Source organism: Butyricicoccus sp. AM27-36, from assembly GCF_003480945.1.
GTDB classification, from domain to species: Bacteria; Bacillota; Clostridia; order Oscillospirales; family Butyricicoccaceae; genus Agathobaculum; species Agathobaculum butyriciproducens.
In genome coordinates, this window is the sequence record NZ_QUJR01000004.1 from 165,956 (window position 1) to 184,879 (window position 18,924).

The following is an 18,924-nucleotide window of genomic DNA, read 5'->3' on the forward strand; positions in this document are numbered from 1 at the left end:
AAACGTCCTCCTTAAAGCTGTTTCACTTGAATATCCATTGATTTAGCGCGGTCGATCAGTTCATCGACTGCGATATTTTTTTTCACAACAAGCTCCTCGCCCGCTTCGCGCACCTTGACCTTGATGGGTGCACCGTTCAGCTTGGCCGCCTGCTCCCGGATGACCGAAATGGTCGGCTCCTTTGCCGCGAGAATGGCCGTCATTTTGTCCTCGCAGAGAATGACGAGCGCGTTGTCCTCGAGCACGCCTTTCGCGCTCAGCTTGATATTGGTGTGTGCGCCGATGTTGATCTTGCCGGTCAGCGCTTCGAGCAGCGGCTGCCACTGGCTCCACAGCGTCACTTCCTGCTTAGGCGTGTCTGCGGTCCCGTCTTCCTCTCGCGCCCAGTCAGGTGCATCCTCGTCGCCCGGAAGCGGCGGTGCATCATTGTCACTCGGCGGAGGCGGCACATCGCCTGCCTGCTGCGCGGCTGCTGCGGGCACCATCTGCACCGGAACGCCGTTCTTCAGCTTTTCCTCGAGCGCTTCTACACGCCCGCCAAGCGTGTCGTAATTGTCAGCCCCCAGGCTGCACAGCCGCACCGCGCACAGCTCCGCCTCCACACGGCGGTTGGCTGCCGTGCGCATATGGTCAAGCGAATCGCTGATAATGCGGCTCCACGCGATGAGCGTGGACGACGCCAGACCGTCACACAGCGCCTGCAGCGTCTTTACGCTGTACGCCGGAGAAATAAGCGCGGAAACGTCGGTCTTGCTGGTCTTGACCAGCAGTGCATCGCGGATCAGGCCGAGCATCTGATCATACACGGACGCCAGATCACGGCCCGCATTGTAATATTCATCCAGCAGGCCGACTGCCGCCGCCAGATCACCGGTTTTCAGGTGCTCGGCCAGGCGAATGCCATCGTCCTGACCCATCACGCCGAGCGCCGCCGTGACCGTTTTCTCGTCCACCGCACCGGCTGCCGCCGCACGGTCGAGCATGGAAAGCGCGTCTCGCATGGCGCCGTCTGCCAACCGGGCGATCAGGCGTGCCGCACCTTCGGTCAGCGCAATGCCCTCACCTGCCGCAACATCCAGCAGCCGGCGGGAAATGTCCTCCGCGCCAATGCGGCGGAAATCGAACCGTTGACAGCGCGACAGAATGGTCGCAGGTACCTTGTGCAGCTCGGTGGTAGCCAGAATGAACAGAACGTGCTCCGGCGGCTCCTCGAGTGTTTTGAGCAGCGCATTGAACGCACCGATGGACAGCATGTGTACCTCATCGATGATGAACACGCGCTTGCGGACCTGTGCAGGCGTGTAGCGCGTCTCATCGCGCAGGTCGCGGATGTTGTCCACGCCGTTGTTGGACGCCGCATCAATCTCGGTCACGTCCAGCACCGAGCCGTCCAGAATGCCGCGGCACGCCGCACACTCGTTGCACGGATCGCCGTTCACCGGATGCTCGCAGTTGACTGCGCGCGCGAGGATCTTCGCACAGGTGGTCTTGCCGGTGCCGCGCGTGCCTGTAAACAGATATGCATGGCTCAAACGTCCAGACTGCAGCTGCGCGCGCAGCGTGTCCGTAATATGCTGCTGCCCAATCACATCCGCAAACGTCTGCGGCCGCCATTTGCGGTATAAAGCCTGATACAAACGAAAATCCTCCCCTCAATAAAATAAAGAGGCGGGCGTAAGCCCGCCTCAAAGCGTCTTCCGCGAACCACGTTCGCGCATTAAATCCGTCGCTGCTTGCAGCGACTAACCACATGGCAGGTTTTCGTCCAGAAAACCGAGTCATCGGTCTCCGCCGCTTCACGGCGGCATTCAATCAAATCTTACGGCCACGCCGTAAGATTCATAAAAACCCGCGACATGTGCGTGGGTTTTTATACAAGACGGAGCAAAAGTTTCGACCATCGGGAGGAACTTTTGTCCCGCCGGGATTTGTCCGAGCCGCAGGCTCAGCACATCCCCTTCGATCGAAAGCGTGGTTTCGATCGAGATTCGTTCAGCGCCCCACAAGACCGCACACAGGTAATTCGAATACACACACCCGGCTGCCTTTCCGCATTTCGGGCTCAGAATCGGCAGATCTGCGGCACACGATGGTTTCTGCTTAATGCTGCTCGGTTCCCCGCCTGACATGGTTCACAGTCCTCCGTTGCGCAGTACCGGTCCCTCATCGCCCTGTGAGTGGCTGCCTCGCCGCATGTGTGCTCCTTGTTACCCGCATAGTCCCCGCTGAAGCGGATTGCGGGTTCAAGGCACCGCTAACGCCCCGACTTGTGCGGCCTTGTGCGGCGCTGAACGATTTTCAGTTTTCAGTTTGTGCCGAACAATTCGGCTTTATGCTTCCGGATCCTCCGAGCTGTCACCGCTGTCTCCGCTGTCGCCACCGGAATCGCTGCTGTCTCCCGAATCGTCTCCGCTGTCACCGCCGTCTCCGCTGTCGTCACCGGAATCGCCGCTGTCGCCGCTGTCATACGATCCGCCGTCACCGGAATCCTCATTGCCGGTGTCGGTATCCGAAGAGCTGCTGTCCGAATCACTGTCATCTTCTTCATCATCGTAGTAATAATTATCTACGCCCATGTTCTCGAAATCATACTTGTTTTCGATATTCTGATGACTGCAGGTCTCGGTCGGAACCTTGCCCTTCCAGAATCGGCCGGTTGCAGCACGTCCCGCAGCGCGGCACGCGCCGGATGCCAGCAGACCGGTATCCATACAGTAGGTGACTTCCTCGAAATCCTGCGGATGCGAGTCAAATACCAGACCGGAATCACCTGCATGCACCTTCTGCATAACAGCCAGCCAGATATTCGCCGCATTGCGGCCGTACAGGCCGTCCAGACGGTAGTTATGCTCGTAGCCTACCCATACCGCACCGGAATACTTTGGCGTGATGCCGCAGAACCAGATATCGGTATTGGAGGTGGTGGTACCGGTCTTGCCGCCGGTTTCTACACCGTCAAGCTGAATGCCGTAGGCGGTACCGTGTGCGGTAACGTTCTGCAGACAGTCGAGCATATAATAATCCGTGCGGACATTGGTAAAGCCCTTATCCGTGTTGGGTGTATTCTCCATTACGGTGTTGCCTTCGCTGTCCGTCACCTTGGTGTAGGTGCGGGTACCGCCGCAAACGCCATCATTGATGAAGGTCGAGAAACCGCCCGCCATCTCACGAACGGTAACACCGTCCGTCAGTGCGCCAAGCGCCAACGGTGCAAGGTCGATATCCGACTGCACGGTACCATCCTCGTTGGTGCGGCTGTCTACCAGCTTAAAGCCAAGCTGCTGGGTCAAAAAGTTAAACGATACCTGCGGTGTCAGCGTTTTGAGAAGCTGTGCAGAGACCGTATTGAGCGAACGGGTCATGCCCTCCTTAATGGTCAGCTGACGGCCGGTCGGATATTTGCCGTCGTTCATCGGCCACGGATTGCCTTCCTCATCCTCCATGAGCGCACGATCATAAATCGTGCTGTCCGGCGTGACGATGCCGTTATCCATCGCCGGTCCGTAAGCCGAGAGCGGCTTGAGCGAAGAACCCGGCTGACGGCGTGCGTCAGACGCATAGGAGAAACCGCGGCTGCTGGTCTTTTCACCGCGGCCGCCGGCAATACCAACGATATTGCCCTGCTTGTCCGTGATGACCATGGCACTCTGCGGGATTTCTCCGTACTTCTCGGTGTTCGGGAAATTATCTGCGTTAGCCCAGACCTCATCAAGTGCATTCTGCACCTTGGTGTCGATGGTCGCATAGATGTTCAGACCGCCGGAGTAAACCATGTTCTCCGCAACCAGACGGGAATATCCCTTTTCGGTCATCAGGTCGTTGATCACGTCCTTGATAACTTCATCGGTGAAGTAGCTGTAGGTGGACTTGATCTCCTGCTGATACTCCTCGTAGGGGCGGTAGTTAAGCTCCTCTGCTACGGCAGCCTCGTACTCCTCCTGCGAGATCATCTTCTGATCGAGCATCTGTGCAAGGATGGTCTCCTGACGCTTCTTTACCTTTTCGGGATGGTTATAAACGTCGTAAATCGACGGGTTGTTGGTAAGACCTGCCAGCACGGCGGATTCTGCCAGATCCAGCTGCGATACATCCTTGTCAAAGTACTGCATCGCCGCAGTCTGCACACCGTAGCTGTTGTAGCCCAGATAGATCGTGTTCAGGTACATGACCAGAATACGGTCCTTGTCGTCAATCTCTTTCTCGAGTGCAAACGCGCGGAAAATCTCGTTTACCTTGCGCTTTACCGAGTAATCGTTATCAGCCGTGATGTTTTTGATCAGCTGCTGCGTTATCGTCGAGCCGCCGTACTGCGTGCCGCCGAGCAGCCAGCCCTTGACCGCACCGATCGTGCGCACCCAGTCTACACCGTGGTGCTTGTAAAAGCGCTCGTCCTCGATTGCAACGACTGCGTTCTTGAGAGTATCCGGAATCTTGTCGCTGTCCACCCATTCACGGTTTTCTTTGCCCTTGATGGTTTCGTACAGCTTGTATTCATCGGAATCCGATTCCTTAGCATAGATGAATGAATTCAGATTCAGACCCAGTCCCTTGCTGATCTCCACCGCAGTTTCCTGCGCGGACGGATTGATATAGATGTGTACATACAGCGCAAACGCAATACCGCAGAAGCAGCCGCACAGCACACCGATCAATACCAGTGTAATCAGTATGCGGGAGAACAGATGTCCGATTCCCGTTCCTTTTTGATTGCCAGTTGCCAATTTGTTTTCCTCCTTGCCCTACGATATGCACCGCAGGGTCCTGTCGGGTAAGACGAAGAACACGTCCTATTTGTTCCCGCACACGGTCTTGTTTTTTTGAAGCACCGTGTATTGTTGGCAATACCGTAAAATTCATCGGTATTACCGTCTTATAAGGCTAAATGAATTGTACAATAGCTGCCTGTGCCGATTTTCTTCCGGCAGCTTACTGCCGAGGTAATAGGCACTCTGATAGCATTATACCACAGGACTTTGCAAATTCCAAACATTTTTTACGCTGCTTTTAGAATAGACCATATTTTTGTGGGAATACTCAAAGCAAGTCCCACTGAGTGAAGGAGTTTTGACTATGATGCAGGGTTTTTATCTGCTTGCTATGCAGCAGGCGCGGCGGCGCACACAGCTCGCCGCGCTGGCGTGTCTTGCGGCAATGATCAGTCTGGTACTGGCCGGACGTGCGCTTCTGGCTTCGCCGGCCGTTCCGGCGAGCGCATCGATTACCTATACGGTGCAGAGCGAAAACGACCGGCTTGTCATCCGGCAGAGCGACGGCTCGGTCCTGCGCACAGGCATCGACACGCGCACGCTGCCATCTGCCGAGCAGCAGGCACTTGCGGACGGCATTACACTCGATAATGCAGAGGAGTTGGCGCGGCTGCTGGAAAATTACAGCTCGTAAAACACCGTCTCCTTTTCCATCGCCATACAGTGTATGCCACAGGCGGAAAAAGTTTTCATACGAGTTTTGCGCGGATAAGGCTTTACTTTTTCCGCTTTTTGTATTATGCTTTAAGTAACGATAAACACCGACAGGTAGGATCGGAAAGGAGACCAAATATGCTTGACGGAACGAGAAAATTCAGTCTGGTAGACGAGTCCAACAAGGAGATGAAGCGCACGCTTACCACTGTGTATGACGCGCTCAAGGAGAAAGGCTACAACCCGATCAACCAGATCGTCGGCTATCTTCTCTCTGAGGACCCGACTTACATAACCAACCACAACAATGCCCGCAGCCTGATCTGCAAGATCGACCGCGACGAACTCATGCAGGAGCTGGTTCAGTTCTATCTGGATAACTGAGTTTTTGCAGAATAACCGTATACCTTATTTGCGAAAAAATAACCGTTACCTTTGGCGAGGACGGTTATTTTTTATTTTGCAAAACATTTCCGTTCTCTGCGGCTTGACTTTTACCGCAGATTTGCTATACTTATAGATAGAAAAGGGCAATCCGGCAGAAGACGGTTGACCTGGCTTCAATTATTTTGTTGAAAAAATAACCGTTACCTTTGGCCGAGGACGGTTATTTTTTTATGGTTTTAACGATTTCAAGCAGAATGATCAATGTAATAATCTGCAGAATCTGATCCACAATACCACCTCCCTTCAGGGAGTATGGTCAACCGTCTTCAACATCTTTTGCCGGATTACCCGTATTTTTATTGTAACCTATAATTTTCACCTTGTAAAGCCAAAGAGGTATATATGAACGGTTTTCTCCCTATTTCCAAACAAGATATGACCGACCGCGGATGGTATTACTGCGATTTTCTCATCGTCACCGGCGATGCGTACGTTGATCATCCGTCGTTCGGCACGGCGATCATTTCACGCGTGCTGGAGGATGCCGGCTACAAGGTCGCTATCCTCAGTCAGCCGGACTTCCGCGATGAGCACGACTTCCTCGAGATGGGCCGTCCGCGCTATGCGGTGCTCATCAACGGCGGCAACATCGACTCGATGGTCGCGCACTACACCTCGGCGAAAAAGCGCCGCTCGGACGATGCGTACACGCCGGGCGGTGTGGGCGGCAAGCGGCCGGACCGTGCGGTAACCGTCTATTCCATGCTTGCGCGGCGCGCCTTCCCGGAAACGCCGGTCTATCTCGGCGGCATTGAAGCCAGTCTGCGCCGATTTGCGCACTATGATTACTGGGCTGACCGCGTTATGCCGTCCATTCTGGAATCCACCGGCGCGGACGGCGTGATGTTCGGCATGAGCGAGCACTCGGTCGTTGAGCTGGCAAACAACCTCAAGCACGGCAAAAAGGGCGCAGACGCGTGCAAGGGAGTCCGCGGCACGGCCTATATGGTGCATAATACGGACGATCTGGAGTATGATGCGGTCGAATGTCCCTCGTATGAAGATGTCTGCGCCAGCAAGCCGGACTACGCCCGTTCGGTCAAAATCCAGTACGATGAGCAGGATGCGGTGCGCGGCAAGGCCATCCTCCAGCGGCACGGCAAACGCATCCTCGTGCAGAACCCGCCCGCGAAGCCGCTGACCACAGAGGAGATGGACCACGTTTATGCGCTGCCGTATATGCGAACTTATCATCCGTCCTACGAAGCGCTCGGCGGCGTGCCCGCCATTCAGGAGGTGCAGTTCTCCATCATCCACAACCGCGGCTGCTTCGGCGCGTGCAACTTCTGCGCGCTGGCGTTCCATCAGGGACGGTACATTCAAGTACGCAGCCACGAGAGCGTGATCGAGGAAGCAAAAAAGATCACCCAAATGCCCGGATTCAAGGGATACATCCACGATGTCGGCGGCCCGACCGCGAATTTCCGCTTTCCGGCCTGCAAAAAGCAGGAGAAATACGGCTGCTGCAAGGACAAGCGCTGCCTGTTCCCCACCACCTGTCAGAACATCGAAGCCGACCACACGGATTACCTCGAACTGCTGCGTGAGCTGCGCCGCATCGAGGGCGTGAAAAAGGTGTTCGTGCGCTCCGGTCTGCGCTACGACTACATGATGGCCGAGAAGAACGATGCGTTCTTCCGCGAACTGGTCGAGCATCATATTTCCGGTCAGCTGAAGGTCGCGCCGGAGCACATGAGCGACAACGCCCTGTACTACATGGGCAAGCCGTCCTTCAAGGTGTACGAGCAGTTCCGCGAGCGGTATGCCCGCATCAACGAAAAGCTTGGCCGCAAGCAGTATCTTGTGCCCTATCTGATGAGCTCGCATCCGGGTGCAACGCTTGATGACGCCATCATGCTCGCGCAGTATCTCAACCGCGTCGGCTACATGCCCGAGCAGGTGCAGGATTTTTATCCCACGCCGGGTACGCTGTCCACCGCGATGTACTACACCGAGATTGATCCGCGCACCATGAAGCCGGTTTTCGTGGCGAAAACGCCCGAGGACAAGGCGATGCAGCGTGCGCTGCTGCAGTGGCGCCGACCGGACAAGCGCCCGATCGTCATTGCCGCGCTCAAAAAGGCGCACCGCGAGGATCTCATCGGCTTTGGCAGGGAATGTCTCATTCGTCCGGGCAGAGGCAGCGACCAGCGCATGCCGGGCAGCAAGCAGCACAGCGTTAGCCGCCACGGCGTGTCCAACGGCGGCAGACAGCAGAATAACGACCGCCGTCATTCTGCGCCTAATAACGGCAAGCACAGTGCACCGAACGGCAAACGACCGGCTTCACGTCCGGCACAGGGCAAGCCGAATCAGGGTAAAAAATCCGGCTGGGCAAAACCGAAAAAGAAAAAATAATTTTATACGGAACTTTTTACGCCGTCTTTCGTCTATACTATCAGAGTTACGAAAGGCGGTGTTTTTTATGAAAAAACGTACTTTAGCAATGCTTCTTGCACTTCTGGCGCTGCTGCTGACCGGCTGCGGCAATGCTGAGCCGAAAACCACAGAAGCCGAAATCGGCAGCCAGAGCACGGATGACGCAGCTGCCCTGCCGGATACCACCGAGCAGAAGCCGGTCGCGGATGCACCCATGATGGTGATGGTGGATAACACGCTGTATCAGTCTACCGGTGAGGTCAGCACGGTCGATGGCCGCTGCGGCAACATGGACGGCGAGATCACCTCGCAGACGGCGAACGGCACGGACGCGCCCACCGAGAACGGCCAGTCCAACTTCGGCACGGGCTACGGCTATCAGCGCATAGACGACCATATCGAGGTGCTGATTGATAACCAGTGGATCGTGTTCAAGCCTATCACCGACTCGGATGTATAAAAACTTTTGTTCGAAGCCTTATTTTATTTGACAACAACCCGGTCGTGCTTTATAATAAACAGTGAACAAAGGAGTTCGTCCCGCGAAGGCGGGTCGGACTCCTGTTTTTATTTTTAGGATAAGGAGGGCTATTTGCCCCATGGACGAAATTGATCTGAAGCTCTTGCGGCTGCTGCAGAAGAATGCCCGCACCCCCATCAAGGCCCTTGCAGGTGAGGTTCGCCTTTCCTCCCCTGCGGTTTCCGCGCGTATTGAGCGGCTGGAAAAACAGGGTGTTATTCGTGCGTATACGCTCGATCTGGACCCGCTGCAGCTTGGCCATCACATTCTCGCGTACATTCATCTGGATATGCAGCCCACCCAGAAAGAGGAATTTTATCCGTTCATTGCTTCGTGCTCGAATGTGCTCGAGTGCAACTGCGTGACCGGAAACTACTCCATGCTGATCAAGGTGTCGTTCGCCTCGACGCAGGAGCTGGACGGCTTTATCGGACGTCTGCAGAAATTCGGCAAGACCGAAACACAGATCGTGTTTTCCTCGCCGGTGCCGCCGAGAGCCATTGTGGTATGAGAAAAAGCCTGCGTGTGCAGGCTTTTTCTTTTGTCCACAGGGTGGGGATAGGTTTGAGTATGACATTAGGTATAGCCGGTAAACGGCACACGTTCCGTAGGGGCGCACTAATGTGTGCGCCCTAATCTAACCGATCGCCAACCACGGAAAAGGGCGGACACACTGGTCCGCCCCTACGATAGCCTGTACAGGTTGATTAAACCCACAAATCAAAATTTACTGCAGCTTTTCCGCCGCGAGATCTGCCAGTTTCGCATACTCCGCGAGGCTGAGCCGCTCACCGCGAACGCGGGCATCCAGACCGGCTGCTTCTACGAGTGCGGTGATCTCTTCCTTGCTCATCGACGAGCCGAGCACCGGACCGAGCGCGTTCACGAGCGTCTTTCTACGCATATTGAAGGCTGCGCGCACGAGGGCAAAGAACAGCTTTTCGTCCTTGGTCTCAACCGCCGGCTTGTCGAGCGGCACGAGCTTGAGCACCGCCGAATCCACCTTGGGTCTGGGCACAAAGCAGTCCGCCGGAACATCAAACAAAATTTCCGCCTTGGCGTGGTACTGCACATAAATCGAGAACGCCGAGTACGCCGCCGTGCCCGGCTCTGCACAGATGCGCTGCGCGACCTCCTTCTGCACCATGACCGTCACCTGCTCGAACGCGCCGCTCTCAAGCAGCGCCGTAATCGCCGGTGTGGTGATGTAATACGGCAGATTGGCGCACGCGATCGCCTTTTCGTCACCGAATTTCTCCTTGCAGAGCGCGGCAAGGTCGGTTTCGAGCACATCGCCGTGCACGACCTCGAAGTTATCGTAATCCGCGAGCGTCTCTGCCAGAACCGGCATGAGGGCACGGTCCAGCTCGACCGCTACGACCTTATCCGCGCGCCGGCACAGCTCCGCCGACAGGCAGCCCATGCCCGGGCCGACCTCAATCGCGTTGCCGCACTCGGCCGCGCCGCTCATCTCCGCAATGCGGCGCGGCACGCTTTCGTCCGTCAGAAAGTTCTGTCCGAGCGATTTGGAAAAATGGAAGCCATGACGGCCCAGAACCGCTCGGATTGTCTCAATATCACATAAATTCATTTATTTTCTCCCTGTGGCTCAAAAAAGCCGGCGGCATATGCCGCCGGCTCTTTTATGTATTTTGCACGCAGTGCATTTTTAATCGGATTTTATTTATAAAATCCATAAAAACCGGGAGCATGTATCACGGTTTTTATACAAGTGAGGAAATCAGTGTGCCGCATAGCGACGCGCTGATTTTCTCTTTGGATATGTCCGAACATTGTTCGGCATATTCTACTCGTTGAAAAGCGTGCTTTTCAACGAATTATTCCTCGCCCTCGATCAGACCGTAACCGCCTGCCGCACGCTTGTAAACAACGGCGTGGATATTGTCGTTGTCGGCGTTGCGGAAGAAGTAGAACTGGTGGTCAAGCAGGTTCATCTGCAGGATAGCCTCGTCCACGCTCATCGGCTTTACGTCGAAGCGCTTGCGGCGTACTACATCGAAATCCTCCTCGGTCAGTGCGGCCTTCTGCTCTGCCATCTTGTCGAATGCGCCCTCACGCAGGCGCTTCTCCAGACGGGTCTTATGCTTGCGGATCTGGCGCTCGATACTGCTGATGGCACCGTCTACGGAAGCATACATATCAGTCGTCGTTTCCTCGGCGCGGACAACCAGACCAACCTGACGCACCGTGATCTCGACCGTCTGCTTGCCGCGCAGCTCGCTGAATGTAAGCGTGGTATCCGAATCCTGCTGGAAGTAGCGATCCAGCTTTTCTACCTTACGCAGTGCGTACTGGCGCAGCTCGTCCTCGATCTTGATTTTTCTTTCGACGATAGTGAACATCATAAAATCATCTCCTAACAGGCGTAAACCGCCTTTGATGGCTTTATCCGCGGCCGCCGTGGTGTGGCGGAAACGGTATTGGGTTTTTGCTATCTTCAGTATAGCACAACCTATGCAACTTGTCCAACAATTTTTCAGAAGTTCACAATTTGTTCAGCATATTTCCCAAGATGTTTTACAATCTCTTGTCAAGGTTGCTTACAGCTCGCCCTCTGCGTGACGGGTAACATGGCAGGAAATATTAACCACGCACGGCAGACCGGCGATATGCGTGCCGAACGGCTCAATGGCGCACGCAAGAGCGGTAACCGTGCCGCCGAGTCCCTGCGGGCCGACACCGGATGCGTTGACCTTATCGAGAATCTGCTGCTCCATCTCGGCGTACAGCGGATCGGCGTTGTGCTGATCGACCGGACGCAGCAGCGCACGCTTGGCGAGATATGCCGCCTTATCGCTCGTGCCGCCCAGACCGACACCGATAACGATCGGCGGGCACGGGTTGGAGCCCGCATGGATGCACGCATCCGCGATAAAATCCACAATCTGCGCCTTGGTAGCGGCAGGCGTGAACATCTTCATCTGGGTCATATTCTCCGAGCCGAAGCCCTTCGGTGCCACCGTGATCTTCACCTTGTCACCCGGAACGACCGAGGTGTACAGGATACACGGCGTGTTGTCGTTGGTGTTTTCGCGGCGCAGCGGATCACCGACCACCGACAGGCGCAGATAGCCGTCAATGTAGCCGCGGCGGACACCCTCGGTGACTGCATCCTCGAACGAGCCGCCGGTCAGATGCACGTCCTGACCGATCTCCGCGAACACGATCGCCATGCCCGTATCCTGACAGACCGGCACGTTGTTCTCGCGTGCAAGGTCGCAGTTGGCGATCATTTCACCGAAGATGGTCTTGCCGAGCGGAGACTCCTCCGCGTTCTGACCATCCACGAACGCCTGCCGCAGATCTGCGGGCAAATAGTAGTTGGCATCAATGCACAGCTGACGCACCAGCTTGGTTACTTCCGAAACCTCAATCGTCCTCATTTTGTCCTCCTATATTCCGGTGCGCCGTTTACAAAAACAGCCTGCACCTGAGTTGCAATATCCAGCGGATCGCCGCTCCACAGCACACAGTCTGCATCCAGACCGGTTTTCAGGCTGCCGATTCTGTCCTGCATGCCCGCAATTTTCGCGGGTACCGAAGTGACAGCGCGCAGCGCATCCGTTTTATCCATACCCGCGCGCACCGCCAGCATAAGCGCCATCGGCAGCAGCCGCAGCGGAATTTCCGGGTGATCGACCGTAATGGCGGTTTCGATTCCGGCCTTGCACAGCAGTCCGGGCGCGGCATCCGACAGGTTGCGGATCTCCGGCTTGGAACGGTCGGTCATGTACGGGCCGCTGACCACCGGAACGTGCTCCTCGGCCAGCAGGTCGGCCACAAGATGCGCCTCCGTGCCGTGAATGATAACCGCCCGCAGACCGAACTCCTTCGCAATACGCAGCGCAGTGAAAATGTCATCCGCACGGTGCGCGTGAAAATGTGCCTCAGCCTTGCCCCAGAGAAGCGGCTGCAGCGCTTCCATCTTGATGTCGAAATCCGGCTCGTCCTGGTCCGGGTCGTTCTCCGCGCGCGCCTTGCGTGAGAAATACTCCTTCGCCTTGTACAGCTCCTCGCGGATGATGCCCGCGGTCGCCATGCGCGTGACCGGCGTTTCGTCCTTGTCGTGATAGACCGACTTCGGGTTCTCGCCCAGCGCGAACTTGATCGCCAGCGGCGCTTTGAGAATCATATCGTCCACACGGCGGCCTGCCGTCTTGAGCAGCGCAATCTGTCCGCCGATGGGGTTTGCGCTGCCCGGGCTGACTGCGGCAGCCGTCACACCGGCCTCAAGTGCCTCGCGGAAGCTGCGGTCGAACGGGTTGACGCCGTCCAGTGCACGCAGATGCGGCGTCGCCGGATCGGTATCCTCGTTGCCGTCCGCGCCCTCAAAGCCGAGGCCGTCCTCGTACAGACCGATGTGCGAGTGAATGTCAATCAGGCCGGGTGTCAGCACGCCGCCCTCGCCGTCGATTACATCTCCGTCAATCATAACGGACATTGTAGGCGGTTCACCTTCGCCCATGGACGCAATCCTGTTGTTTTCGAGCAGAATCCAGCCAAAAAAGCGGGAATCCTGCTCGTCCATCGTCCAAATATTGATATTTTTGATCAGTGTTTGATTCATGGAAAACCTCTTCCAAAAACTGTTGACAAGTGTGGTAATTTATGGTATATTTATTATGGCGGTTGGGAAAGCCGCCATGCACCGTTCATATCTTTATCCCCACAATCCTACTTTTGGCGCTCTTTCGCAAGGAAGAGCGCGCTTTTTTTGCATAAAAGCAGGATTTCGTTACTTTTCCAGCACAAGCTATGCCGGGCAGGCAAACTCCCGCTGAATCTCAGCGAAAAACGCACCGCCCGTCAGGGGGCGAACACGCTTACGCAGTTCATGTGCACCGGACAGCCAGTGCCGAAAAGCCCTGCCGACGCTTCGTGCACCGGCATATAAAAGTAAAACCGAGGTTTCCCTCGGTTTTCTTCTTTATCTGCGGCGGCGCGAACCGTTCTTTCGATCGGTTGCGTGGCGCACATCGGCCTGACGGCTTTCGCTGTCCGACATAAACGCCTTCAGCTTATCCTCAAAGCTCATCGTGGACGGGTCCTTCGGTGCCTGCTGCACACGTCCGCGCGGTGCGGACGAACGCTGGAAACGCGGCTGACGCGGCGCAAAGCCGCCCTCACGGCGCTCCTGTCTCGGCTGACGCGGCTCCTGCGGCTGCGCCTTCTTAATCGACAGATTGATACGGCCTGCCTGATCAATATTGATGATCTTTACCTTGACCTGCTGGCCCTCCTGCAGGAAATCCTTGATGTCATTTACGAAAGTCGAAGCGACCTCCGAAATATGCACCATACCCGACTTGCCTTCGGGCAGCGCAACGAATGCACCAAACTTGGTGATGCCGGTTACCTTGCCCTCTACGATTGCTCCCACTGCCAAATCCATATAAGCTGTTTTGCCTCCGTTATTATTTCCCTTTTACCGGCTGGACGTATCTACAAAAATACGCTCGCCCGGTTCCGCATAGCCCAGTTCTGTCCGCGCCATCTCTCCGATATCCTCCTCGGAAATGCCGCTTTGCATTTCCTGCCGGAGCGTCTCGTTCGCCTTCTGATATTCCTCCACCCGCAACGTCAGAGACGCGAGTTCATCCCGCTTGCTCTTGATCTGCGTGCGCAGGTTTACCACATTGACGACCGCGTAAAGCAGAAACACCACTACCGCTGCCCTGATAAGGATCATCCGCGTGCGCCTTGTCATCTGCTCACCTCATATCGTTTGCTTGCGCGTCAGACTGATACAGGTTTTATTTTATACCTTTTCTGCGAAAAAGAAAAGAGTCTTTTTTAAATTTTTTCGTCAAAAACCGAATTTTTACCGAACTGCACCGCTGTTTTACCACCGTTTGACAGTGCACCCGCAGGCCGTATACGGCGCGTCTCAGCTTCGCAAGCATCTGCAGGAGCCTCATAAGCACTTCCAGCATAGTTTCACTCAGTGCTGCAAGGTACAATTCCACGCCACCTGCCGCCGTTAAGAGCACAAAGCCGCGCGGCTGACCGGCGGCCGCGATCAGCCCGAACTCGAATAAGGCCGCCAGCACGATCGCCCAGAACAGCGTATCGAGCAGCGCCACCCCTGCCCATCCGCACCGGAAATGCAGACGCAGTGCCCGCAGCATGTCATACACCGCCCCGATCCCGACACCGAGCAGCAGGCTTTGCAGCACGAGCGTGACCTGCTGGCTGTTCGTAAACACCGGCATGGCCGCTCACCCGCCGAAGATCCGCCGGAACAGGCTGTCGCGCGGCTGCACACTGTCGTCGTACTCAAGCAGGCCGATCTCACCCTGAATGATCAGTTCTCCGGCCTCCAGCTGCAGCCGCTCTACATGCAGTCCCTGACCGCGCACGACCAGCATGCCGCGCACGGTTTCGAGCAGCACCTGTTCCTCATCAAAGCTGTGCACGTCGGTCACACCGGAAATCGTCAGCTTCTCTCTCCCCTCCAGAATGACACTGTGCGGCATTTCACGGCTTCGTTCCTCCTGTGCCATATAACTCCCCTCCTGACTGCAAAAAAGTATCCCGCTCTGCAATATATGCGAGAGCGGGATACTTTATCACCTGTTCAGAGCGGCAGTTCCTTATACAGCGCGGACGCATCTGCCTTGAGCGTATGCTCCGCGATATTCAGCACTTCCACCTTCATCGTGCGCTGACCGAATGCGATCTCGATCACGTCGCCGATCTTCACCTGATATGAAGCCTTGGCCGGCTTGCCGTTGACCGTGATGCGCGCTGCATCGCATGCATCATTCGCCACCGTGCGGCGCTTGATCAGGCGGGATACCTTCAAATACTTGTCTAATCTCACTTGTTTCCGTCTACCTTATCCTTCAAAACTTTGCCCGGCTTGAACACCGGCATGGTCGCCGCTGCAATATTGATCTCCTCGCCGGTACGCGGATTGTGTCCCGTGCGTGCTGCGCGCTCCTTGGTCTCAAACGTGCCGAAGCCGCTGATCTGCAGCCTGTCACCAGCTGCCATGATATCCGCAATGGCGGTAAACACGGTGTCGATCGTCTTTTCGGTGTCCTTCTTGGAAAAGCCGGTCTTTTCTGCGACCAGCGTCACCAGTTCGCTTTTCTTCATGGTTTTGCTCCTTATGCGTGTTCCTCATGCTTTGCGCTGTCCCACAGTGCGTCCAGTTCGGAAAGGGACAGGTCAGCCAGCTTTTTGCCTGCGGCAGTCGCCTGACGCTCCATCTCCGCAAAGCGGCTGACAAACTTGTTACAGGTCTTTTCGGCGGCAGCCTCCGGATCGATCTTCAGGTGACGCGCCACGTTGACGGACGCGAACAGCAGGTCGCCAATCTCCTCCTCCGGATCGCCGTCGCCGTCGATGGCACGGCGGACCTCGTCAAGCTCCTCCTGCACCTTGTCAAGTGCATCCTTCACGTTATCCCAGTCAAAGCCGACCTTTGCCGCCTTCTTCTGCAGCTTTTCTGCACGGATCAGACTCGGCAGGCTCTTTGCTACGCTTTCGAGCGCCTGCGTATCGGTCTCCTGATGCTTCTCCTTGCGCTTGAGGTCATCCCAGTTCCTGAGGACCTCCTCGGACGAGCCGACCTCGACATTGCCGAAGATATGCGGATGACGGAAGATCAGCTTTTTGCAGATGCCGTCCGCCACATCGTCGATGTCGAATGTGCCCTTTTCCTTCTCCATCTGGGTGTGGAATACCACCTGCAGCAGAACATCGCCAAGCTCTTCCTTCATATGCTCGGTGTCCTCGTCGTCGATGGCTTCACAGACCTCGTAGGTCTCCTCGATGAAGTTGCGGCGGATAGAATGATGATCCTGCTCACGGTCCCACATGCAGCCGTCCGGCGCGCGCAGGATTTCCATAATGCGGAGCAGATCATCGAACTTGTAACAATCCTTTATTTCAAAATCAACCATTTTTGCACTTCCTGATTACTTTAGATGTAAAATATCTGCGATTTTCTCGCCCTTGGGCAGCAGCAGAACATCATCCCGCTCGACTGCACCGAGCGCGAGCAGCAGAACGGCATACACGGCAACCGCCACACCGATGCACGCGAGCGTGATCAGCTTGTCAGGCATGGTGCCGGGAGCCGCGTTCAACGCACCGTTCAGCACGCGCTGCACAATGAAAATCGCCGCACTCATGCCGATGGTGGCCGCCAGCGGACGGCAGACCGTTTTTCCGATCGGCGGCAGCGAACCCGTCAGACGCCTGATGTGGAACAGGTTGATGACCGCGATCAGCCAGTAGCAGAGCGCCGTACTGATGGGCGCACCCATGATATTCAGCGCCGGATTGCCGATGAGAAAATAGTCGCCGAGCATTTTAACAACCGCGCCCGCAAACATCGAGACAAGCGGTAGGTCAATACGGCCGAACGCCTGCAGCGTCGAGTTGGTAACAGCCACAAGTGCCGCCGCCGGTACGGCAAAGCCGAGCAGACCCATGAGCACACCGCCAAGCTCCGTTCCCTGCGAGTACAGCATGCGCAGGATCGGTCCGGCGAGCATGATGAAGCCCGCGCCGGCCGGCAGGGTGATGATAACCGTCATGCGCAGCGTGGTACCCAGTGTTTTGGAAACCTTGGCATGGTTGCCCGCTGCGCGTGCGCTTGCGATGGTCGGCAGCACGCTGACCGCCAGTGCGGTGATGAGCGTCTGCGGCAGGTTGAAGAAGTTGATGGCCTGACCGGTGTAAATGCCGTAGGTAGACATTGCTTCTCTTGCCGTCATGCCGACCGCCGGACTTTGCAGACGCGTGGAAATCAGCGCCACGTCGATCAGGTCGGTCAGACTCATAACCGCTGAGCTGATCGTGATCGGAATGGACAGACTGAGCAGCGTTTTCGCCAGCTGGCCCGCCGGACGCACGCTGTCGTCCAGCGCGTGCACCGCCGAGCTGCTGCGATGCGTGATCGCACCTTGAATGAGCATGTAAACAGCGGCAGCCACCTCGCCGATGGTAACGCCGAGGACGGTCATTGCCGCGACTGCCTGATCGGAAAAGTTATGCTGAACCGCGTAATACGCCAGTCCAAGACCGATAAACAGCTTGCCGAGTGACTCGATCACCTGCGAAACCGCCGTCGGCACCATGTTCGAGCGGCCCTGATAGTAGCCGCGGAACACCGCCAGAACAGCAACCATCAGCACACTCGGTGCGATGGCCATAACCGCCAGCCGGGAATCCGCGCTCTTGATCCAGGATGCAAACGTGCCCGCGCCGAGGAACAGCACGACCGAGCAGACCGCGCCGAGCGGAATGAAAATGCTTCCCGCCACACGGACGGTACGCCGCACCTCATGTTCTCTGCCGCGGGCTGTGGCCTCTGCGACCATTTTCGCCAGCGCCGCAGGAACACCGACGGTCGAGATCATCAGCATCGCCGTGTACACGCGGTACGCCGCGCTGAACATGCCGAACGCAGGCGAATCCTTGCCGCCGATCATGTTGAGCAGCGGTATCTGGAAGAATGCGCCAATCACCTTGACCAGCAGACTGGCCAGCATCAAAATGAACGCACCCTGAATGAAATTCTGTTTTTTACGCTGCAAACGCCGTACGCCCCTTCCTTTGATCAGAATGGGCATAGCTGCCCTTGCCCGATATTACAATATGATGCATCAAACCGTATTATGTTACAGCTCTGCACCGCAGGATGAGCAATATGCGTCATCCTTGCCGCACGGTTTGCCGCAGTGCGGGCACGCCGTTACCGAGCGCATTTCCGCCAGCTTGTCGCGCAGCGCGGCCAGCTTTTCCTGCTTGGCATCGACCTGCGCCATCTTTTCGTCCATTTCCTCGTTGGTGACCTCTGCGCCGCGGTGCAGATCGTACACCAGCTTGCCGATTTCCTTGTACAGTGCTTCGCACTCGGTATTCAGATCGAAAATCTGCAGGTTGATGCGGGTCGCCAGTGCAAGGTCGTTCGCCTTTTTGCCGGCTACGCCTGCCGCATGACGGGAGACCTTGCCGGTCTTATCCGCCATGTCCTTTACCTTATCCAGAAAAGCCTGCATTTTCATATCCATAGCTTGTCGCTCCTTCCGACGGAATGTCTCCGTTTCCGGTCTCATGGTAATATTGCGTAATGGAACAAGGGCGATTTGCGGAAAATTTCCGCAAAACGCCGCAGTTTCA

Annotated in this window: 20 protein-coding genes and 1 other RNA gene; 5 read left to right on the forward strand and 16 right to left on the reverse strand. The window is 56.3% G+C overall.

Going from position 1 to position 18,924, the window contains the following annotated elements; all coding sequences use genetic code 11:
• Positions 1 to 11 precede the first annotated feature (11 nt).
• The 3 genes from dnaX to DW724_RS07355 form a co-directional block, all read right to left on the reverse strand.
• Positions 12 to 1,637 carry a DNA polymerase III subunit gamma/tau gene (gene dnaX / locus DW724_RS07345; protein ID WP_118761103.1) on the reverse strand — a complete coding sequence of 542 codons (1,626 nt, stop codon included), beginning with the start codon at positions 1,635 to 1,637 and terminating at the stop codon, positions 12 to 14.
• 371 nt (positions 1,638 to 2,008) lie between these two features.
• An RNA gene (gene ffs / locus DW724_RS07350) (signal recognition particle sRNA large type) lies at positions 2,009 to 2,275 on the reverse strand.
• 55 nt (positions 2,276 to 2,330) lie between these two features.
• A complete protein-coding gene (locus DW724_RS07355) occupies positions 2,331 to 4,721 on the reverse strand; it encodes a transglycosylase domain-containing protein (protein WP_118761104.1) in 2,391 nt (796 codons plus the stop codon).
• Between the two features lie 349 nt (positions 4,722 to 5,070).
• Here DW724_RS07355 and DW724_RS07360 point away from each other — a divergent pair, with 349 nt between their 5' ends.
• The 5 genes from DW724_RS07360 to DW724_RS07380 all read left to right on the forward strand — a co-directional run bounded on the left by DW724_RS07360 (position 5,071) and on the right by DW724_RS07380 (position 9,277).
• Positions 5,071 to 5,400 carry a BofC C-terminal domain-containing protein gene (locus DW724_RS07360; RefSeq protein ID WP_118728902.1) on the forward strand — a complete coding sequence of 110 codons (330 nt, stop codon included), beginning with the start codon at positions 5,071 to 5,073 and terminating at the stop codon, positions 5,398 to 5,400.
• Between the two features lie 158 nt (positions 5,401 to 5,558).
• The gene (locus DW724_RS07365) at positions 5,559 to 5,804 is read left to right on the forward strand and encodes an IreB family regulatory phosphoprotein (RefSeq protein ID WP_110435230.1); all 246 of its coding nucleotides are present in this window, start codon (positions 5,559 to 5,561) and stop codon (positions 5,802 to 5,804) included.
• A gap of 405 nt (positions 5,805 to 6,209) precedes the next feature.
• Positions 6,210 to 8,225, forward strand: coding sequence for a YgiQ family radical SAM protein (locus DW724_RS07370; protein ID WP_118761105.1), 2,016 nt, complete (start codon positions 6,210 to 6,212; stop codon positions 8,223 to 8,225).
• Positions 8,226 to 8,292: 67 nt separating this feature from the next.
• On the forward strand, positions 8,293 to 8,706 hold the full coding sequence (locus DW724_RS07375; protein ID WP_118761106.1) for a hypothetical protein: 414 nt from the start codon (positions 8,293 to 8,295) through the stop codon (positions 8,704 to 8,706).
• A gap of 139 nt (positions 8,707 to 8,845) precedes the next feature.
• A complete protein-coding gene (locus tag DW724_RS07380; RefSeq protein WP_118761107.1) occupies positions 8,846 to 9,277 on the forward strand; it encodes an Lrp/AsnC family transcriptional regulator in 432 nt (143 codons plus the stop codon).
• 216 nt (positions 9,278 to 9,493) lie between these two features.
• On the opposite strand, the gene rsmA is transcribed toward DW724_RS07380, so the two are convergent.
• From rsmA to DW724_RS07445, 13 genes are all read right to left on the reverse strand, one after another.
• Complete coding sequence (gene rsmA / locus DW724_RS07385) at positions 9,494 to 10,357, reverse strand: 16S rRNA (adenine(1518)-N(6)/adenine(1519)-N(6))-dimethyltransferase RsmA (RefSeq protein WP_118761108.1); 864 nt, start codon at positions 10,355 to 10,357, stop codon at positions 9,494 to 9,496.
• Positions 10,358 to 10,604: 247 nt separating this feature from the next.
• Complete coding sequence (gene hpf / locus DW724_RS07390) at positions 10,605 to 11,132, reverse strand: ribosome hibernation-promoting factor, HPF/YfiA family (protein WP_118761109.1); 528 nt, start codon at positions 11,130 to 11,132, stop codon at positions 10,605 to 10,607.
• A 195-nt stretch (positions 11,133 to 11,327) separates the two neighbouring features.
• Positions 11,328 to 12,170: a fumarate hydratase gene (locus DW724_RS07395; protein ID WP_110435236.1), complete on the reverse strand. Its 843-nt coding sequence runs from the start codon at positions 12,168 to 12,170 to the stop codon at positions 11,328 to 11,330.
• Positions 12,167 to 13,354, reverse strand: a complete 1,188-nt coding sequence (locus tag DW724_RS07400) for an amidohydrolase (protein ID WP_118761110.1) — start codon at positions 13,352 to 13,354, stop codon at positions 12,167 to 12,169. Before DW724_RS07400 ends, DW724_RS07395 begins: the two co-directional genes overlap by 4 nt.
• A gap of 360 nt (positions 13,355 to 13,714) precedes the next feature.
• Positions 13,715 to 14,179 (reverse strand): S1 RNA-binding domain-containing protein, encoded by a 465-nt coding sequence (locus tag DW724_RS07405; RefSeq protein WP_110435239.1) that lies wholly within the window; start codon positions 14,177 to 14,179, stop codon positions 13,715 to 13,717.
• A 33-nt stretch (positions 14,180 to 14,212) separates the two neighbouring features.
• Positions 14,213 to 14,494: an FtsB family cell division protein gene (locus DW724_RS07410; protein WP_110435240.1), complete on the reverse strand. Its 282-nt coding sequence runs from the start codon at positions 14,492 to 14,494 to the stop codon at positions 14,213 to 14,215.
• A 46-nt stretch (positions 14,495 to 14,540) separates the two neighbouring features.
• Positions 14,541 to 14,999, reverse strand: coding sequence for a spore cortex biosynthesis protein YabQ (yabQ, locus tag DW724_RS07415; protein ID WP_118761111.1), 459 nt, complete (start codon positions 14,997 to 14,999; stop codon positions 14,541 to 14,543).
• A gap of 6 nt (positions 15,000 to 15,005) precedes the next feature.
• Positions 15,006 to 15,290, reverse strand: coding sequence for a sporulation protein YabP (yabP, locus tag DW724_RS07420; RefSeq protein WP_110435242.1), 285 nt, complete (start codon positions 15,288 to 15,290; stop codon positions 15,006 to 15,008).
• Positions 15,291 to 15,364: 74 nt separating this feature from the next.
• Complete coding sequence (locus DW724_RS07425; RefSeq protein WP_118285471.1) at positions 15,365 to 15,610, reverse strand: RNA-binding S4 domain-containing protein; 246 nt, start codon at positions 15,608 to 15,610, stop codon at positions 15,365 to 15,367.
• Positions 15,607 to 15,888, reverse strand: a complete 282-nt coding sequence (locus tag DW724_RS07430) for an HU family DNA-binding protein (protein WP_118359743.1) — start codon at positions 15,886 to 15,888, stop codon at positions 15,607 to 15,609. Before DW724_RS07430 ends, DW724_RS07425 begins: the two co-directional genes overlap by 4 nt.
• A gap of 11 nt (positions 15,889 to 15,899) precedes the next feature.
• Complete coding sequence (gene mazG, locus DW724_RS07435) at positions 15,900 to 16,697, reverse strand: nucleoside triphosphate pyrophosphohydrolase (RefSeq protein WP_118761112.1); 798 nt, start codon at positions 16,695 to 16,697, stop codon at positions 15,900 to 15,902.
• A gap of 15 nt (positions 16,698 to 16,712) precedes the next feature.
• The gene (locus DW724_RS07440) at positions 16,713 to 18,338 is read right to left on the reverse strand and encodes a putative polysaccharide biosynthesis protein (RefSeq protein WP_158580236.1); all 1,626 of its coding nucleotides are present in this window, start codon (positions 18,336 to 18,338) and stop codon (positions 16,713 to 16,715) included.
• An 84-nt stretch (positions 18,339 to 18,422) separates the two neighbouring features.
• Positions 18,423 to 18,815: a zinc ribbon domain-containing protein gene (locus DW724_RS07445; RefSeq protein ID WP_117751371.1), complete on the reverse strand. Its 393-nt coding sequence runs from the start codon at positions 18,813 to 18,815 to the stop codon at positions 18,423 to 18,425.
• Between the last annotated feature and the right edge of the window lie 109 nt (positions 18,816 to 18,924).

Bases quoted from the DNA above. Each gene is read 5' to 3' on its own strand.
- hpf (WP_118761109.1), bottom strand. From the start codon at position 11,132: ATGATGTTCACTATCGTCGAAAGAAAAATCAAGATCGAGGACGAGCTG.
- rsmA (WP_118761108.1), bottom strand. From the start codon at position 10,357: ATGAATTTATGTGATATTGAGACAATCCGAGCGGTTCTGGGCCGTCAT.
- DW724_RS07410 (WP_110435240.1), bottom strand. From the start codon at position 14,494: ATGACAAGGCGCACGCGGATGATCCTTATCAGGGCAGCGGTAGTGGTG.
- DW724_RS07375 (WP_118761106.1), top strand. From the start codon at position 8,293: ATGAAAAAACGTACTTTAGCAATGCTTCTTGCACTTCTGGCGCTGCTG.
- DW724_RS07370 (WP_118761105.1), top strand. From the start codon at position 6,210: ATGAACGGTTTTCTCCCTATTTCCAAACAAGATATGACCGACCGCGGA.
- DW724_RS07380 (WP_118761107.1), top strand. From the start codon at position 8,846: ATGGACGAAATTGATCTGAAGCTCTTGCGGCTGCTGCAGAAGAATGCC.
- DW724_RS07395 (WP_110435236.1), bottom strand. From the start codon at position 12,170: ATGAGGACGATTGAGGTTTCGGAAGTAACCAAGCTGGTGCGTCAGCTG.
- DW724_RS07405 (WP_110435239.1), bottom strand. From the start codon at position 14,179: ATGGATTTGGCAGTGGGAGCAATCGTAGAGGGCAAGGTAACCGGCATC.
- DW724_RS07430 (WP_118359743.1), bottom strand. From the start codon at position 15,888: ATGAAGAAAAGCGAACTGGTGACGCTGGTCGCAGAAAAGACCGGCTTT.
- DW724_RS07445 (WP_117751371.1), bottom strand. From the start codon at position 18,815: ATGGATATGAAAATGCAGGCTTTTCTGGATAAGGTAAAGGACATGGCG.
- yabP (WP_110435242.1), bottom strand. From the start codon at position 15,290: ATGGCACAGGAGGAACGAAGCCGTGAAATGCCGCACAGTGTCATTCTG.
- DW724_RS07360 (WP_118728902.1), top strand. From the start codon at position 5,071: ATGATGCAGGGTTTTTATCTGCTTGCTATGCAGCAGGCGCGGCGGCGC.
- DW724_RS07400 (WP_118761110.1), bottom strand. From the start codon at position 13,354: ATGAATCAAACACTGATCAAAAATATCAATATTTGGACGATGGACGAG.
- mazG (WP_118761112.1), bottom strand. From the start codon at position 16,697: ATGGTTGATTTTGAAATAAAGGATTGTTACAAGTTCGATGATCTGCTC.
- DW724_RS07365 (WP_110435230.1), top strand. From the start codon at position 5,559: ATGCTTGACGGAACGAGAAAATTCAGTCTGGTAGACGAGTCCAACAAG.
- yabQ (WP_118761111.1), bottom strand. From the start codon at position 14,999: ATGCCGGTGTTTACGAACAGCCAGCAGGTCACGCTCGTGCTGCAAAGC.